The 18,965-nt window shown below is 37.1% G+C and carries 12 protein-coding genes; 4 read left to right on the top strand and 8 right to left on the bottom strand.

The features are described 5' to 3' along the window. Positions 1–12 precede the first annotated feature (12 nt). From ACU1LP_RS05220 to ACU1LP_RS05195, 6 genes are all read right to left on the bottom strand, one after another. On the bottom strand, positions 13–1,491 hold the full coding sequence (locus tag ACU1LP_RS05220; protein ID WP_445735752.1) for an aminotransferase class V-fold PLP-dependent enzyme: 1,479 nt from the start codon (positions 1,489–1,491) through the stop codon (positions 13–15). Between the two features lie 257 nt (positions 1,492–1,748). Continuing rightward, positions 1,749–2,606 carry a hypothetical protein gene (locus ACU1LP_RS05215; protein WP_445735751.1) on the bottom strand — a complete coding sequence of 286 codons (858 nt, stop codon included), beginning with the start codon at positions 2,604–2,606 and terminating at the stop codon, positions 1,749–1,751. A 292-nt stretch (positions 2,607–2,898) separates the two neighbouring features. Beyond that, the gene (locus tag ACU1LP_RS05210) at positions 2,899–3,846 is read right to left on the bottom strand and encodes a heavy-metal-associated domain-containing protein (RefSeq protein WP_445735750.1); all 948 of its coding nucleotides are present in this window, start codon (positions 3,844–3,846) and stop codon (positions 2,899–2,901) included. Between the two features lie 170 nt (positions 3,847–4,016). Continuing rightward, positions 4,017–5,438 (bottom strand): SusD/RagB family nutrient-binding outer membrane lipoprotein, encoded by a 1,422-nt coding sequence (locus ACU1LP_RS05205; protein ID WP_445735749.1) that lies wholly within the window; start codon positions 5,436–5,438, stop codon positions 4,017–4,019. 10 nt (positions 5,439–5,448) lie between these two features. Next, entirely contained in the window at positions 5,449–8,976 is a 3,528-nt protein-coding gene (locus ACU1LP_RS05200; protein ID WP_445735748.1) for a SusC/RagA family TonB-linked outer membrane protein, read from the bottom strand. A 99-nt stretch (positions 8,977–9,075) separates the two neighbouring features. Then, positions 9,076–10,233 (bottom strand): FecR family protein, encoded by a 1,158-nt coding sequence (locus ACU1LP_RS05195; RefSeq protein WP_445731420.1) that lies wholly within the window; start codon positions 10,231–10,233, stop codon positions 9,076–9,078. 115 nt (positions 10,234–10,348) lie between these two features. Between ACU1LP_RS05195 and ACU1LP_RS05190 the strand changes: the two genes are divergently transcribed. The 3 genes from ACU1LP_RS05190 (at position 10,349) to ACU1LP_RS05180 (ending at position 14,181) form a co-directional block, all read left to right on the top strand. Then, positions 10,349–10,927 carry an RNA polymerase sigma factor gene (locus tag ACU1LP_RS05190; RefSeq protein ID WP_445735747.1) on the top strand — a complete coding sequence of 193 codons (579 nt, stop codon included), beginning with the start codon at positions 10,349–10,351 and terminating at the stop codon, positions 10,925–10,927. 232 nt (positions 10,928–11,159) lie between these two features. Then, a complete protein-coding gene (pheT, locus tag ACU1LP_RS05185) occupies positions 11,160–13,586 on the top strand; it encodes a phenylalanine--tRNA ligase subunit beta (protein WP_445735746.1) in 2,427 nt (808 codons plus the stop codon). A 355-nt stretch (positions 13,587–13,941) separates the two neighbouring features. After that, a complete protein-coding gene (locus ACU1LP_RS05180) occupies positions 13,942–14,181 on the top strand; it encodes a DUF2007 domain-containing protein (RefSeq protein ID WP_445731423.1) in 240 nt (79 codons plus the stop codon). A 135-nt stretch (positions 14,182–14,316) separates the two neighbouring features. Here ACU1LP_RS05180 and ACU1LP_RS05175 read toward each other — a convergent pair whose 3' ends face one another. Then, positions 14,317–15,948: an ABC-F family ATP-binding cassette domain-containing protein gene (locus ACU1LP_RS05175; protein WP_445735745.1), complete on the bottom strand. Its 1,632-nt coding sequence runs from the start codon at positions 15,946–15,948 to the stop codon at positions 14,317–14,319. Between the two features lie 318 nt (positions 15,949–16,266). Here ACU1LP_RS05175 and ACU1LP_RS05170 point away from each other — a divergent pair, with 318 nt between their 5' ends. Next, the gene (locus ACU1LP_RS05170) at positions 16,267–17,691 is read left to right on the top strand and encodes a TlpA family protein disulfide reductase (RefSeq protein ID WP_445731425.1); all 1,425 of its coding nucleotides are present in this window, start codon (positions 16,267–16,269) and stop codon (positions 17,689–17,691) included. A 385-nt stretch (positions 17,692–18,076) separates the two neighbouring features. Here the strand turns inward: ACU1LP_RS05170 and ACU1LP_RS05165 are convergent, their stop codons facing one another. Continuing rightward, entirely contained in the window at positions 18,077–18,880 is an 804-nt protein-coding gene (locus ACU1LP_RS05165) for an SDR family oxidoreductase (protein ID WP_445731426.1), read from the bottom strand. Positions 18,881–18,965: the final 85 nt, after the last annotated feature.

The raw sequence follows: 18,965 nt of genomic DNA, 5'->3' as shown, positions 1-18,965 counted from the left end.
AATACAGCCTATTTAAATATTGAACCATTCGGTCAATTCTTCTTTTATTGGTTTTTCGGATACGTGGTAGAACGCATTGGTATGGGTGTTATAGGAATATTCTTTCGCCATTTCTTTGCCGTCTTGCGCTACCTTTTTGATGGCTTCCAAAATGTAGTCAAGCTCGGTATCGGTCATCGTAGGATGCAGTGACAAGCGTACCCAACCCGGTTTTTCGGCTAGGTTTCCAAGGTCTATTTGGCTGGTTATATTCCGTGAGCGTTCTTTGGAAACTTCCAATAACAAATGCCCATAGGTGCCCGCACAGGAACAGCCTCCACGTACCTGTATGCCATAGTGGTCGTTCAAAAGTTTTACCACTAGGTTATAGTGCAGATGTTCTATATAAAATGAAAAAACACCAAGACGGTAGCGCACTTCTTTTGCCAAGACCTGTAGTCCTTTTATTTTGGGAAGTTCCTCATAACAACGGCGGACAAGCTCGTTCTCACGCTGACGGATTTTTTCCACGTTCATTTTTTCCTTTAACCGTATCGCCAATGCCGTTCTCATAGTCTGTAAAAACCCGGGCGTGCCGCCATCTTCACGTGCCTCTACGCTTTCAAAAAAACTGTGTCCGCCCCAAGGGTCGGTCCACGTAACGGTACCACCACCGGGGTTGTCGGGTATCCGGTTTTTGTACAATGCCTTGTTGAACACCAATACCCCCGAACTACCGGGTCCTCCCAAGAATTTATGGGGCGAAAAAAAGATGGCATCCAATCTTCTGGCCGCTTCTTTTGGGTGCATATCAATTTCGGCATAAGGCGCGGAAGCTGCAAAATCGACAAAACAGTATCCGCCATGGGCGTGCATGATTTCGGCGAGTTCGTAGTAATTTGTGCCTACGCCCGTTACGTTGGAACAGGCTGTAAAGGAGCCTATTTTGAGTTTTCGTTCCTTGTACTTTTCCAGTTGGGCACCAAGAATTTTTGCATCTACGAACAAGCCGTCTGAAGGTTGCAGGACCACGACATCGGCAATGGTTTCCAACCAAGTGGTCTGGTTGGAGTGATGCTCCATGTGGGTCAGAAAAACTATAGGGCGTTCATTTTCGGGAATTGTAAAGGCTTTTTCCAGTTTTTCCGGAATCTTTAGTCCAAGAATGCGCTGGAATTTACAGAGCACGCCGGTCATGCCGGTATCGGTCGTAATAATGGCATCCTCTTCCGAGGCGTTTACGTGCTTTTTGATTTCATTTTTGGCAGTTTCATAGAGCCCGGTCATCAACTTGCCCGTATAACTGGTCTCGGAATGCGTATTCCCGACCATAGGCCCTATCCTTTCGCGCATGATATCTTCAATGGGGCCATATAAACGGCCACTCGCTATCCAATCGGCATAAACCAAAGGTTTTTTCCCGAAGGGGGTCTCTATTTCCGTATCAACACCAATAATATTCTCCCTAAATTCTTGGAAATATTGTTCTAGTGTTGTTTGTTTCAGTTTCATAAGTCTATTTTTAAAGCTGCCCTTTATTAATGGAATATCCAGTACTAACTCAAATAACTTTAGCAGATGTTTTTTCCAAACTCATAATGGATGGCATGTGCATTTATTAAATTGTATTCGATTAACAAGGACAGCCTTTAAATTAATTATTGATTCTAATTTGATTGAACCACCATATCGCTTGGGATTCATGTGCGATGAGACCTTAATAGTTCGCCATAGATTATTTTATTCCATAAATAATTAGTTTTAATGGCCTAATATTTCCATTTAGATTCTATAAAGTCAAGATAACTGGTCACTGATTGGGCAAATGCTTTGGAAAATTTTTTGCGGTTTTCCTCACTGTCCCGAACGCCTTTAAAATTGGTCTCTATCTGCATACCAAAAACCTTTGGATAATTGGAAGCGGTATATGTTCTGGTATTATACCCTCCGTTAAAATAGGGTTCGCCTTGTTTTGGATAAGGATTACCAAGACTTGGAACTGCTGGAAAACCAGATTTCTCCATTAGGGTACCAAAAGCATTTTCGCCCATCAACAATTCCTTAAGAGTTAGTTGATTGTTGTTTACTAATAAATTTTTAAGAGATGTTTTATCGCCAAGTTCTAAATTCGTCTCTGTGCCTTCTTGTACTTGTTTAAGTGCTGTTGAGCTTAAAAAATAACCCAGTTCCAATCGTTTTACTGGATGACTTTGCCCATGCAGGTCTATATACATGGCATATCCAAATTTTTTTATGGCTGCATCGATGGCCTCTTCAATATATTTGTGGTATTGATTCCACGTATATTCCATTTGGGGGTTTCCACATGTAGCTACTTTCAAATCTCGATTAAAATCTATCTTGTTCCTTCCCAATTTGGCAATAATTAGAAACGGTTTCTTTCCAGAAGCGTTGAATGCATTTTCAATTTCAGCTGCGAGTTGGGCTGTATTGCTGTCCATCTCATTAGTACCACAATCCCTGTCTTTAATTAATTCTGGAGAAATTGTGCCTCCATGAGGAACACTTATAACCAAGGGCATGTTGCCGTTAACGGTTTCCAGCCAGCTATCATCAAAGGTATTTTGTTTTACCGATGTCTCATTTTCTTTATTAGATGATTCCAAAAATTTTCCGCTACTAGAACACTGCACTTGAAAAAGGGCAGTGACACAGAGCAAACAAAAAAATATACCTTTTCTGAAAAATACTTGAATAAATAAATCTTTACGCATTTTTGGGTGATTTAATTTTTTAATTATTAAAAACATTCATTGCATTAATTCCAATTTACATTAGGGTATGCTAATATAGTTTTGATGATAATTTTGTTCGCAATACTATCCCGTTTATATAAGGCTATTAATTGAACTAAAAATTATCATCAAAACCAAACAATTACAACAAAGACCTACCTATTTATTGTATTCTATCATATTTGCAACACCCCGGTAGGCTATCATAATCAGCCGTTTCTGCTTTGTTAAACTCGGTATCGTGTCCTACGGCCGCTATTGCCTTGGAAACATTATCTTTTGTAGTGGAAGCATCGGAAACCTCGATAGCGACAACCTTACTTTCCTTGTCCCATATAGCATTTGTAACGCCGGGAACCGCTTTTGCTGCCTTCTCGATTCTCTTTTTGCACATCCCACATTTTCCGTAAACTTTAAAATTGAAAGATGCGACGGTTTTTGCCGTGGAAGCTTCCAAGTTTTTTGTTACCTCTCTGTCATATTTACAGCAACCAGGTAAACCATCATATACAGCGGTTTCAGCTTTATCAAGCTCGGTATCGTGGCCAACCTCGGCAATAGCTTTAGAAACCATCTGCTTTGTGGTTGATGAAGCATTAGAAACTTCAACATTAATAATTTTAGTTTCTTTATCCCATGTGGCATTTGTAACCCCTGGAACTGTTTTTGCTGCTTTTTCGATTCTTTTTTTACACATCCCACAGTTGCCAGAAACATTAAAATTGAAAGATGCTGCCGTGTTTGCCGTGGAAACTTCCATGTTTTCAGTTCCCGCCCTATCATATTGGCAGCAGCCTGGTAATGCATCATAGGTACTATCACTGGCCTTACCGAATTTGGTATCGTGCCCAACACCATTGATGGCTTTAGATATATCCTCCAACGAAGTTTTGCCAGAGTCATAGGTCAATTGAATGATTTTGGTATCCTTGTTCCAATTGGCACTGGCTACTCCGTCAATTGCATTGACCGCTTTTTCAATACGTTTTTTACATGCATTGCAATTGCCTAGCACTTCATATTCTTTGATTGATTGCTGAGCAAACCCAGTATTAGAAATAAGTAATACAAATAGGTAAATAATTGAACTTGATAAGATTGATTTTTTCATTTTTTTAAATTAAATATTACCCATGAAGCTGAAGCATATCCTTTGGCATGCTAAAAACTAGTTACTTCAAGATTTTTTGTATTAAATGTTTGTATAATACATACCCTCCGAAGCCAAGGTTTGGGCTTATTAATAAAACCTTAGCTTATATTGGGGTATATATTGAATAATTATTGATTCACTTTCGTAACAGCAAATAAACCAGGATCTTCCGGTGACATTTGATTTGAAAATATTTCATCTTCAGGATATAAAAACCGTTCCACATTTTTAGTTGCCGTTGGTACATTTAATGGGAATGGAACAGCAACATCAGAGTCACTCTTCTTCAATCGTCTTGCATCATCAAAAGGCATTAAGGTTGTAAACCCTGAAACGTAACGTTCTTCAATTATCTCTCTCAATAAAGCCCTATCAGGATTTATATTATCCATGTTTTCTATACCGCCGGCATCAAAATCTGAAGTCACATAGGCATCGTAAGTGAATGGTTCTGAAGAAAAATTGGAATTTAAAAACGCACCAGTGTTAAGAAAGGCGCGGAGTTGGTTTAAATGCCCTAAACCCGTCGTGAAACTTTGCGAACGCGCACCTGCTTCGGCAAGGATAAGGAGGTTTTCCTGATAGGTAATGAGTGGTTGTGGCTCCAGTTCGTTTGCGATGCCCAAATTGGCATTCGGGCTGCTGGGATCAATGCTATAATACCCTAAGCGCGCGGTTTCATCGGTTTTGGCATTATTGCGTGAGATACTACTGCTGTTATCCAATAATTGAACCAAATAACTATTTCCGGTGCCTGTGTTAGGGCCACCGGACAACACAATGTAAAATTTATTTTTAGTTGTGTTTTCACCGGGAATATCCAATGGGTTAAACATCATACTGTTTCCATTGGAGGAAATCCCGTTTTGTGCAGCGACATAGGCCAAGTCGTACTGCTTGGTGTACATATAGTAACGTGCTTTAAGCGTCCATGCAGATTCCAACCATTTTATACGGTCGCCATCAAAAATAAAGTCTTCTATAATAACACTTCCACTGGAATTTTCAAGATCATCAATGGCTTCCTGAAGCAAGATCTGTAAAGCCTCGAAAACCGCAAGTTGGTCATCAAATTTGGGCTCTTCAACATCGCTCACGGCTTCTGCATAGGGAATGTCCCCAAAGAGAGAGGCATAAGTCCCAATAAGATGTGCTTCCAATACTTTTGAAATGCCTTGATAAAGCGGATTATCTGTTGTCCTGCGACGCATTTCACGCATAGGTGTAATCACGCTCTGATAACCGTCCCAATTAAACGTTGTATTAGTAACATTATATTGATACCATTCAAAATCAACTTGCTCAAATCCAATTAACTGACCAGAATAATATGCGCCGATTCGGTTTAAAGCCCCTCTTTGTCCACTTACTGTTGAACCTAAATGGATATTTATGTTTGCTATTTCCGCTCCATTGAGAAACAAGCCTGGGTCTATGGCATCAAGCGTTAGTTGATTTGGATTGTCGTTTAGGTTATCAACCATACTTTCACAACCCAATATTAATAGAGTTGTAAAAACAAATATGTATTTTATATATATAGATTTCATAGTTTAAGGTTTAAAAATTAGCTTGAAGATTAAACAATATGGATCGCGTACCCGGATTATTGAAATAATTCATCCCAAACGCATTACTAACCCCATAGTTGTTAGTTTCTGGGTCAACACCAACAAGGTCTGTCCAAAGTATAAGATCTCTACCGGTAACGGAAATCCTTAAAGATTCAAGTGAAAGTTTAGAGGATAATTTAAGCCCTTTAAGCGTATATCCCAAGGTTACGTTACGCAGTTTAGTCCATGTGGCATCTTCAATATAAAGGTCGTTAAGCTTGTTAAAGCCCAATCCGCCACCAATACTGCGGTAATATGCTTCATCCAAAAGTACATTTCCAGCACCAAAATTTTCTATATTACCACGCACTGTAGTTCCTGCCGTAAAAACATTACCATTTAAATTTACCAAATCTTCAGTAAGTGTTACTTCGTTCCCAACTTCTTCCTGCATTCCGAACCCATACAGTACTATCCTGGTTCTATTGATGAAATCACCTCCTTGGGAGTGTTCAAATAAGAAACTAAAATCAAGTCCTTTCCATTTCAGTTCCATGCCCAGGCCACCACGCCAATCTGGATTTGGATCTCCAATTACACGACTATCCGTGTCCAATTGTGGAAAACCATTTGCATCAAGTGCTAAACTGTTATCTTCGTTACGAAGTGTGCCAGGTAACCAGAAAGAACTCATGGCAAATCCTTTTACCGCTTTGGAAGTTCCACCAATATCAACGGTTTCGGCACCAGCAATATCAACCACTTTATTTTTATTGTCGTTAAAATTGGCGTTGAGTGAAACCTGTAGATCTTGGTTATCTATTATTTTGCCGTTCAGGTCAATTTCAAAACCTTTATTCTCTATTACGGCAGCATTGGTGTAATTTGTGTTAAATCCTGAACTCGGATTTGTGTTCACGGCAAAAAGGATGTCCTTTGTTTCATTTTTGTAGTAGGTTAGACCCAAACTAATTCGGTTCTTAAAAAACCTTAAATCCGTTCCTACTTCCCATTCGGTTTTTATTTCGGGTTTAAGATTTGAATTCCCTTTTTCTGAATCAACCAAAAAACTACCCCCAAAGGTTGAAAAACCAGTTGTTGCCAAGGTAGTGAACTTATATGGTGCAGGCTGTATCCCTACTTTTCCCCATGCAAATCTTAACTTACCAAAACTTAAGGTTTCCGATTCTATCAAATCACTAAACTGCCAAGCCAAATCTGCCGAAGGATAAAAGAAAGTTCCCTTTATAGTGGAAGAGGCCTCTAAAGCTCCTGAAACATTGACGAACAATTGATCAAATAAACTGAACCCTAAAATACCATATCCTCTATTGGAACGTATTTTTTGTATAAACCTGTTCCAAGACGAGGCAGCTTGGTCCGGATTAAGATCGGGTGTTGGAAGTCTTGCATTTACCGCAAATGGACTAACGGTATTGGTATTTGAAAATCGTTGTCTGTCATTGAAGTTCCATCCCAAGGTTGCTGAAACTTCTACATCCTTATTAATGTCATGATTGGCGATAACTATACCATCGAAATTAAGTTCACGGCTTGTTATATCGGTTTGCGTCCATAAGCCGGCACTTCTTGCGCCACTAGCTGAACTTACCGGAAAAAAGGAACCTCTGGAATCTGAGTAATAATCAAGACCACCCCTTAAAATGACTTTTAGCCAATTGACTGGATCTATTGTCAGTTCTGGGTTGATAATAAACCGATTGACCTGATTGGGTGATTTTTGTTCGTTTATAGTCCATAATGGGTTGTTGTAAACCGGGTTTTCCGATTCCCCAAATTGTATGCGATAGGATCGTTGCCTGTCAGGAAACACATCGCCATTACTTGCCACATAAGTGCCAATATAATCTGAAATATCAAAATCTGGGGATGTTCGCAATAGTCCCAGTAAAATACCATTTGTATTTTCTCCTGCTTGTATGATTCTGTTGGAATCTGTATTGGTATAGGATATTCTGTTACTCCAACTTAACCACTTGGTAAGTTCTGTTTGTGTATTTAGGCGTAGGTTTTGGCGTTTATAATCATAATTTTTGATGATCCCTTCTTGGTTAAGGTTTTCATAACTGAAAAAATACGATGTTTTTTCGCCTCCACCACTTACGGATATATTGTGTTGGGCATACACACCAGTTTGGAACACTTGGTCGTAATTACTGTCAACAAAGATTTCCCTGGAGTTTTTTGTAGTTACGGGATAGTATCTATTTCCTGTAGTATTTGATTGAAAATATCGTCCGGTTTCATCTACTTCATCAGGACCTCCTGAACGGTCTGCAATTTTATCTCCCCATGATTCAGCAAAATTTATATTTCTAACACCACCTCGTCCTTGTCCAAATTTATTTTGCAATGGGGTTCTTACGTTAATATCATCAAACGATTGCGTAAAGGAATACTGTACTGAAGGTTTACGGTTAAAATTCCCGTTTTTAGTGGTAATAACAATAACACCGTTGGCGGCTCGTGAACCCCATAGTGCTGCTGCCGAAGCTCCTTTTAAGACCTGTACAGATTCGATATCTTTGGAATTGATATCATCTAATCTGGATTGTTGGCTAATAGTAACATCCCCAATATTATCATTGCTCACAGGAACGCCATCGAGTATAATTAAAGGTTGGCTTGCGCCTTGAATGGTATTAGCACCTCTTATTTGGATTGCAGACCCTGAACCTGGGTCGCCATTTGATTTACCAATTCTTACACCAGACGCCTTACCGGCTAAAGCATTAATAACCCCTGTTTCCCCTGATTTAACGATATTTTCAGCTTTAACAATAGAGCTTGTTGAACCAGACTCGTCAACAAACTGTTTTGTACCAATGGCTGTAATGATGACTTCGCTTAACTCGTCAATATTTGCCAATAATACAATATTTAAGGTTACAGTATTATCTACTTTAATCTCTTGAGTGACATACCCCAAATAAGAAAAAACCAATATATCACCAGTATTGGCTTCTATGCTATAGTTCCCCTCAAAATCACTGACAACACCTTTATGTGTCCCTTTCATAATAATATTCACTCCTGGTAAAGGAATTCCATTGTTGTCTGTAATTGTCCCCCTGATTCGCTGCTGTGGCTGCGAGCTACTGCCTTCAGGGGTTTTCTCTAAAACGTTAGATAAAGGCGTAATATCTATTTGCGAAGTCTTTTTCTTTTCAATAAGAACAATGAGCTTTCTTCTAATTTCAAAAGTCATATTGGTTTCCTTTAGAATAAGATTCATGAGTTCTTCAATTTTCATTTTTTTGACATTTACGGAAATTTTTTTATCTAAATCCAATGCCGAGTTTTTGTACAGTATATTAAAATCTGTTTTCTTTTCTATTTCATTAAGTACAGATCCAATAGTGGCGTTCTCCATATCCAAGGAAATTGGTGATTTCTGTGAATACGAGTTGTTTGCTTGAAGTTGAAATAGGGCAACGAATAAAAACAACGTGGTAATCTTCATTTTTAGGTCTATTTTAAGCGTGAAATAGCTTTTGAATAATTTGTTTTTCATACTTTTGAGCGAGTTTAAAAATTGATTAATTAGTTTTTTTAAATGTGATCATGGGGTTGTTGTAGCAATCCCTGATTTTTTTTTTGAGGGTTTTTTATGTCATATAATTAATTTTTTAGGGTTTATGGTTATGTTATTGGTTTCAATAGTATATTCAAAATCTTTTATTTTTTGGAACGCTTTTAGAACTTCTTCTATGGTTTCCGTTTTAAACCGTCCTGTGTATCTTTCTTTGCTCACTTCCAAATCGTTAATTTCTATCTTTAAATCGTAGTGTCTTTCAAGTTTTTTGGTTATTTGGTAAAAGCTTTCGTTCTTAAACAGTAGAATGCCATCTTTCCATGCAATGTGGCTACTAACATCAACATTTTCTTTGGATAGTTTATTGTTGGTATACGAGTATGCTGCAAGCTGGTTTGGTTTTAATATCAATGTGCTAGGATCTGCGATGTTGTTTTTGCTAACCGACAGGCTACCTTCAACCAAAACTACGTTAATATGGTCATCATCACTATATGATGACACATTAAATTGGGTTCCAAGCACTTTTGCGCTTAAAAAATTTGTGCTTACCGAAAAAGGCCTTAAAGAATCCGATTTTACCGAAAAGTAAGCCTCCCCTTTTAAAATAACATTTCGGGGGCCTTTATCGTGGAAGGCCACCGGATACATTAACGAAGACCCTGAATTAAGGTAAACTTCCGTGCCATCAGATAGTACGACCTGAAACTTTTTCCCATACGGCACATCTAAGGTGTTATATACCAATTTGCTTGTACCATCATTGGATGCTACCTTTTCATAAATAATTTTAGTACCGTCTTGTTTTGCTACATAAGTACTGGAACTGGCAATTATTCCTGAGGATTTACTATTTAGGGTTTCTTTTGTGGCACCATCTTCAAGGGTAATGATTACCTCTTTTTGTGGCGTATGCGTATTATTGTTAATTTGAGTGTAAGTATAAATACCTAAGGTTATGGCACCAATAAAAATGGCTGCATACTTGAAAAACGAATTTCTTTTTTTTGACTTTTCGTCTCGTTCAACTTGATTATATATCAATGTCAAACTTTTCTTTAAACGGTGTGCTTTTTCCTTTTCAATAACACTGTTTATCATGTGGTTAATCTCAACCAACTCTTTAAAGCTGGATTTGTTTTTATCAACCCATTCAGATAAAAAATCAATCTCTTCTGGAGTTGCCGTATTCTCCAAGAACTTATGAAAGATCAATTCTATTTTATTATTATTCATCAACGATTTTTATAATATTATCAATATATAGCCTTTAAACGACTTAACTTTGCAATACCCTTGCTTTTTCTTGCTAAATAGTTATTTTTTTGTTTTTTTTTCATTAAAATAGTACATGGTTTCAAATAATTGGGATGATAAAGAAATGGTAAATGCTATCCAAAACGGAGATAGAAAGGCATTTGATCGCGTTATAGAATCCTATTACAATGAAGTTTATTGGTATGCCAAAAGTTTAAGCAGAGATGAAGCTTTAGCAAAGGATATGGTGCAAGAAGTTTTTTTGAAGTTATGGAAAAACAGAAAGAAAGTTAAGGACGGTACTATAATAAAAGGCTGGCTGTATAGATCGGTTAAGAACAATTTTCTGGATTACATAAAAAAATATAAAAGAGAAACACGCTTATTGGAAATAACCTATTTGGAAACACTGGATTTTATAGTATCCACGGAAAATGAAGCCGATTTAAAACGTAAAGCTGAAATTATTGAAAAAGAGATTGAACAACTTCCCAATAAATGCCATAAAGTATTTAATTTAAGTAAAAAAGAAGGATTAACGAATACTGAAATAGCGGATTATTTGGGTGTTTCCATTAAAACGGTGGAAGGACATTTAACAAAAGCACTTAAAATTTTAAGGGAAAAACTAAAAGAGAAAATCCAAATCCTGTTTTTAATTTTTGGCCGTTAAAGCTGAAAAACAAAATGCTTAACTGAAACATGCTGTTATTAAGGGTTTGTGAAGAAATAAAGTGTGGCGAATTTATTACCACCAGGGGAGGCGGACGCCCAAATGTTTATGCTTTTCAATCATTTTTTCGTTTATAAACCAGCAATAATAAACCGAGTTTAGAAGGCTATTTTGAACGAAAGAATAAAATAAAATATGTATTTTTGCACTCTTTTAAATAGCAATTTTATATATGAAGATTTCATACAATTGGTTAAAACAATTTATTAAGATTGATTGGACACCAGAACAAACCAGCGAATTACTCACCGATTTAGGATTGGAAGTGGAAGGTATTGAGACCTATCAATCGGTTAAAGGCGGACTGGAAGGTGTGGTTGTGGGCGCCGTTTTAACCTGCGTGCAACACCCGAATGCCGATAAATTAAAAATTACCACGGTTGATATTGGTGCCGAATTTCCGCTGCAAATTGTGTGTGGCGCGCCTAATGTGGCTGCTGGTCAAAAAGTGCCTGTTGCTACCATTGGAACGACTTTATACACCGAAACCGGCGACCCTTGGGCCATTAAAAAAGGTAAGATCCGTGGTGAGGAAAGCCATGGTATGATTTGCGCCGAGGATGAACTTGGTTTAGGTAAAAGTCACGATGGCATTTTGGTTTTAGATGCCAATTTAAAAGTGGGCACGCCTGCCGCCACTATTTTTGATGTTGAAAACGACCATGTTTTTGAAATTGGCTTAACACCAAACCGTGCCGATGCCATGAGCCATTTAGGCACTGCCCGCGACCTAAAAGCGGGATTGGTACAAAAAGAAATAACTTTAGAGTTTATTACGCCATCGGTAAGTGCGTTTCATGTGGATAACCGTACGCTACGAATTGACGTGGATGTTATGAACAAAGAATTGGCACCACGTTATTGCGGGGTTACCATTTCGGGAATTAGCGTTAAACCGTCTCCTGCTTGGTTGCAAAACCGCTTAAAAGCCATTGGTTTAAAGCCGATTAACACAATTGTGGATGCTACCAATTATGTACTTCACGATTTAGGGCAACCGTTACACGCTTTTGATGCTGCAAAAATTACAGGCAATAAGGTGGTGGTTAAAACATTGCCAGCTGGAACAAAGTTTGTGACTTTAGATGGTGTAGAACGTGCATTGCACGAAGACGATTTAATGATTTGTGATGCCGAAAAACCGATGTGCATTGCTGGGGTTTTTGGTGGGATCCATTCGGGGGTTTCGGAAAGTACCACCAGTATATTTTTGGAAAGTGCTTACTTTAATCCGGTAAGTGTCCGTAAATCGGCGAAACGCCATGGACTGAACACCGATGCGTCTTTTAGATTTGAACGTGGTATTGACCCGAAAATAACCGAATACGCTTTAAAACGTGCTGCTTTGTTGATCCAAGAAGTTGCTGGAGGCGAGATAACGAGCGATATTGTGGATATTTACCCTAAGAAAATTGAAGATTTCCAGGTGCGTTTAAGTTTTGAAAATGCTACAAAATTAATAGGTGAAGAAATTCCGAAGGAAATCATTAAACGTATTTTAACTTCATTGGAAATTAAGATAAATAACGTTACCGAAACTGGATTGGGTTTGATGGTGCCCGCATACAGAAACGATGTGCTCCGTGAAGCTGATATTATAGAAGAAATATTGCGTGTTTACGGTTATAACAACATCAAAACCACCGAAAAATTAAACGCATCCATTTCCAATTCATCACGTTTTGAAGACCATAAAATCCAGAATTTGGTTGGCAACCAATTGGCGGCCCAAGGCTTTTTTGAAATACTTTCAAACTCGCTGGCCACACCCAATTATGCAGCGTTGACGGAGCGATTGAAAGACGAGCACAATATTAGTATTTTAAATCCTTTAAGTGGCGATCTGTCTGTTTTACGACAGTCATTATTGTTTTCGGGCTTGGAAGCTATTTCTTTTAACATCAACCGAAAACGCCCTGATTTAAAATTGTTTGAATTCGGAAAAACCTACCATGGTTATAACGATAAACTTGAAGAGTTTAAGCATTTATCACTATTTGTAACTGGTAATCAAAATAGTGAGAACTGGAATGCTGCCAACAAGAAAAGTGATTTCTTTTTCCTTAAAGGAACTGTTGTCAGTGTTTTAGAACGTTTAGGGATTTCTAGGTTTAATGAATCGCCCATGGAAAACGATTTGTTTAGTGAAGGTTTGGGTTTTGGTTTGGGCAAAATGATATTGGTGGATTTCGGATTGATCAAAAAACCGATTTTAAAACATTTTGACATTTCGCAAGAGGTGTTGTTTGCCGATTTTAATTGGGATGCTATTTTAGAGGTTGTAAAACGCAGTAGCATTTCATTTAAACCGATTGCTAAATATCCAGAGGTGCGTCGTGATTTTGCGTTATTGCTAGATGACAGCATTACTTTTGAATCTATCTATAAAATTGCAAAACAAAGCGAAAAACAATTATTGAAAAGTGTCAATCTGTTTGATGTGTACCAAGGTAAAAACCTACCTGCGGGTAAAAAAAGTTATGCCGTTAGTTTTACCCTGCAAGATGAAAACAAGACACTTACCGATAAGCAAATAGACAAAATAATGAATACGCTTCAAACGCAGTTTGAAAGCCAATTGGGTGCGGAGTTGAGATGATGGGTTATCCTTTATTGAAAAAGTATAAGTACATGTTCAGTACATGACAAAAATAAAAACGAAAAGTTCAAAACATTAAAAATAAGCCACTTAATAATTCCTCCCCTTTTTTAAGGGGTAGAGCCTGTACCGATTTTTCGGTATGACGAATGGCGGAGGGGCCAATGATATTGCTTTTTAAATTATATGAGATATTTTTGTCATGTGCTAAATGGAAAAATATAAATTCTCGTTTAACTTATAATTTTCAACTGGCTAACTTATAATAATTTGTTAAAAGAGCTGTCCGCTTGCAAAGACCTGTCCTTTTTATTCGTTTTTTCGTATCTTTATTATAATTCAAATCCGAAAAACCATGACCGACTCTAATTTTATAAAAATTTATACAGGAAACTTTGCAGTTGTTAATCACATTGTGATGGAATTAAATGCCATTGGTATTAACCCCGTTATAAAAGATCAATCCGAATCTGCTATTTTGGGTGGTTTTGGTGGTACTTCAGCACCCGATTTTCAAGAAGTGTTTGTAAACAAAGATGAACTTGAAAGAGCTACTGAAGTTATTAATACCATAACCAAAGATTTGGAGTCCTAAATCAATGTCATTTAGTTAAGGAAATTGGGTAATGACTAGCAAAAAAATATCGAACAAAAAGATGCTGAAACAAGTTCAGCATGGCAATTTGCTGGTAAGTTTGTCATCCCGAATTTGTTTCGGGATCTAAAAAATTTATACTGTTACCGCATACATTTTGTTACGCATTACCTTAATTTTCGGGTCTTGCATATATTCATCAAAAGTAGTGTATCTATCAATAACGCCATTTGGTGTTAATTCCACCACTCTATTGGCAACGGTTTGCGCAAATTCGTGATCGTGGGTTGTGAACAACATGGTGCCTTTAAAGTTGGTAAGCGAATTGTTAAACGCTGTAATACTCTCTAAATCCAAATGGTTTGTCGGTTCGTCCAGCATCAACACATTGGCCCTAACCATCATCATTCTACTTAGCATGCAACGTACTTTTTCACCTCCAGAAAGCACATTCGATTTTTTTAAGGCTTCTTCCCCACTAAAAATCATCTTTCCTAAAAAGCCACGAATGTTTACTTCTTCGCGCTCTTCTTCGGTAGTTGCCCACTGGCGTAACCAATCTACCAAAGTTAAATCGTTATTAAAAAACCCACTGTTATCTAATGGCAAGTACGATTGTGTGGTAGTAATACCCCAATCAAATTTACCAGCATCCGGTTTTTGTTTGTTATTCAATATTTCATAAAACGCGGTGGTTGCCCTGGAATCTTTTGAAAACACCACAACCTTGTCGCCTTTGGCAAGGTTTAAATCGATGTCCTTAAACAATAAATCACCATCTTCATTTGAAGAAGCTGCCAAGCCTTGGATGTTTAAAATTTGATCGCCCGCTTCTCTATCGCGTTCAAAAATAATCGCTGGATAACGGCGACTTGTTGGTCTGATATCCGAAATATTAAGTTTGTCAATCATCTTTTTTCTACTGGTTGCCTGTTTGCTTTTAGCTACATTGGCAGAAAAACGACGGATAAACTCTTCCAACTCCTTTTTCTTTTCCTCGGCTTTTTTGTTTTGTTGCGAACGTTGGCGTGCCGCTAATTGGGACGATTCGTACCAAAAGGTATAGTTACCGGAATAATGATTGATTTTTCCGAAATCGATATCTGAAATATGGGTGCAAACGGCATCCAAAAAGTGACGGTCGTGAGATACCACAATGACACAATTTTCATAATTAGCCAAAAAGTTTTCAAGCCAGGAGATGGTTTCATAATCCAAATCGTTGGTAGGCTCGTCCATAATCAATACATCCGGACTGCCAAACAACGCCTGTGCCAAAAGCACGCGCACTTTTTGCTTTCCATCCAAATCGCCCATCAAGGTATAATGGAATTCTTCCTTAATGCCTAAATTCGATAACATGGCAGCAGCATCACTATCGGCATTCCAACCGTTCATTTCTTCAAATTTAACCTGAAGCTCTCCTATTCTATCGGCATTTTCATCAGAATAATCCGCATAAAGCGCATCCATTTCAGTCTTGATCTTATATAATGGTTTGTTTCCCATGAGTATGGTTTCCAAAACGGTATGCGCATCGTATAGATTATGGTCTTGCTCCAAAACCGACATGCGCTTACCGTTTTCTAAGTGCACATGGCCAGATGTTGGGTCTTGTTTACCAGAAATTATTTTTAAAAACGTAGATTTACCAGCTCCATTGGCGCCAATAATTCCGTAGCAATTTCCTGTATGAAAGGTGGTACTTACTTCGTCAAAAAGTATCCGTTTTCCAAATTGGACCGATAGGTTTGAAACTGATAGCATAATGTGTATTGATTTTTTTGCAAAAGTAGAAAATTCAAACCGGATGCGGAAACTTAAATCTATTTTTGATTGACGATGGACAATTGACGATTAACGATTAACGATTAACGATTAACGAATTTTGAATTTTGAAGTATGGTAATCCTTAAAATTAAAGAATATAGAATAAAGAGAAAAGAGCCTTCCTCAGAAACAGGCAGAATCCCCTTTGGGGGTTAGTTGGCTAACTTTTAACAGCGCATTAACAGCACAATATAAACACAACCTATATTTTTGTACTGCAATTGATTTCACTTTGAATACACCCAGGAGGGATTTATGAGATTAACATACTTAAGCATACTACTCATTTTAACACTGTTTAATTGCAAAAATGATGGCAATGATGCAGAAAATAATAATGCTTATTTTGGGGGGGAGATTATGAACCCCAACAATGATTTTGTGGTTTTATTGAAATCTGAGAAAGTCATTGATACCATAAAACTAGATAACAGGAATAGGTTTCTTTATAAAGTAAACGATTTAGAAGCGGGTTTATACACGTTTTACCACGGTGGCGAAGTCCAAATGGTTTTGTTAGAGCCTAAGGATAGTCTGCTTTTAAGGTTAAACACCTTAGAGTTTGATGAGTCGTTGGTTTTTACCGGTAAAGGTGCCAAGAAAAACAATTATTTAATTAATGAGTTTCTGGAAAATGAGATCCAAGAAAACAAAATTTATAAATTCTGTCAATTAAAGCCACAAGCTTACCTACGAAGAATCGATTCGTTAAAGGACATGAAACTTGATAAACTTAAAGGGTTCAAAATTAAAAATACAACATCGCCACTTTTTGATAAGATAGCACAAGCCAATATTGATTATAGCTATTATTCTAGCAAAGAAGTCTATCCTTTTGTGCACCATGGCGGAAATAAAGAAGAAATCTTAAAGTCGCTTCCCAGCAATTTTTACGATTACCGGAAAACCATTAATTACAATGATGATTTTTTTAAAAACTATTATCATTATAATTCTTTTTTGAAGTATAGCATTAATAATTTGGCTTTGGGCGGGCATTTGATGCATAGTGATGATGATAAATTCAAAAGAGGTTCGTTATGTTATACTTTAGACCGACTTAAACTTGTTGATAGCTTGGTAAGCAATAAAGTGGTTAAAAATGAACTGCTTAAGAATTTCACTTCAAATTACATATCAAAAAGCAGCAATTCCGAAAACAATGATGCCTTGTTAAATGCCTATTTGAAAATAAGTACGGACGAAAAAGACAAAGCAATGATGAAACGCTTTGCATCTTCTTTAAACAATTTGAAAGAAGGTTCCAGTTTTCCCAGTATTAAATTAGTGGATTATAAAAATTCGGAGTTTGAAATTAAATCGTTGATCAATGCCCCTACGGTTATCAGTTTTTGGTCCCATGCGTACTACGATCACTTTAAAGAAAGCCATTACAAACTGAATGAGCTTAAAAACAAATATCCTGAAGTTCGATTTATTGTTATTAATATTGATGGGTACGGCCAGGAAATACCTAAATCAGCTTTAAAGGCAAATAATTTTATGTTTAAAGACGAGTATCAGTTTAAAAACCCCAAAGAATCCATTGAAGCTTTGGCCATTCAGCCCATGACAAAAACATTGGTAGTAGATAAACATCAAAAAATAGTTTATAACAATACCAATATTTTCTCAGTAAATTTTGAAGAGCAACTTTTGGGAGCTATTAATAGAAAGTAGTTTTCCGTACATGACAAAAATTTAGAACAAAAACATAAACAGCACATATTCAGCATGTTAATGCTTGTTTAATAAATAAACCTCACAGATTTTGAAATATAAGTATTCGGAAGTTGAAAATTTTTGATAGATCGTTCCCCTCCTTGGAGGGGCTAGGGGTGGGTTTTATATTTTTCATCTCATTTACCCAAGAGGGGAATTAAATGCCGTTTGATTGGAAATAAAAGGTTTATACCAAATATTTCGTCTATTTCATCAAATTTTCGTCAATATTTTGTCTTCTTAACACTTATGTTTCAAAATCTGTGAGGTCTTGGTTATCCTCAAGGTAGCGAGTAATTTATTTTCCAAAAATTAATTTTTGTCATGTACTCAGAGAAAGTAGTTATAATTTATAATGCTTCATCAACATTTTTTCATATACCTTATCGGGTAAAATCCGTTTCAATACAATCGAAAATTTCTGCATAAACGCCCCTACTTTATAATGCACTTTGGGGTTTTCGGTATTGATGACCTTTAAAACCGCTTGTGCCATCATATTGGGGTCGCTCCCATTATCAACATGCGCATCCATCAATTTTAAAGTATCACCGTAAGGTTTTTTATAAGGCGAATTATCAAGAAGTGGCGCATGGTATCTGCCCGCCGCAATGTTAGTTGCGAAATCTCCTGGAGCCATGTTGGTCATTTTTATGTTAAAGTCTTTAAGCTCCATTCTAAAAGCCTCCGTTAAAAGTTCCAACGCCCCTTTACTGGCACTATAAATACCTCTATAAGGTAACCCCATATAACCGGCAATGGAGGTAATATTGATTATTAACCCACCATGTTGTTTGCGCATTTGCGGCAAAACCGCTTTAATAACATTAATGGGACCGAAAAAATTAGTATCAAAATTGGCCTTCATCTCGGCTTCAGGCAGTTCTTCAATAGCCCCTGTTATTCCTGCACCGGCATTGTTTATAACCACATCCAGTTTGCCTTCTTTCTCAATAATTGTCTTCACTGCTTGGTGTATGGTTTCAGTTTTTTTTACATCTAATTCTAAAATAGGAAACTTACTTTCTTTATAATTTTCAGGAGTTCTGCTAGTTCCATAAACGATAAAACCTTTTTCGGTAAGATAGTTACCGATAGATTTTCCTATTCCAGAGGAGCCTCCAGTAATTAAAATAACTTTAGACATAATAATGAATAATTAAGAATGTAAAATTAAGAATGTAAAATTAAGAATGAAATTGACAATTGGGAGAAAAAAGAGAAGTTTTGGG

Source organism: Mariniflexile sp. (genome assembly GCF_052728615.1).
The sequence above is the reverse complement of the archived record's forward strand: the minus strand, read 5'-3'. Positions and strand labels throughout refer to the sequence as shown.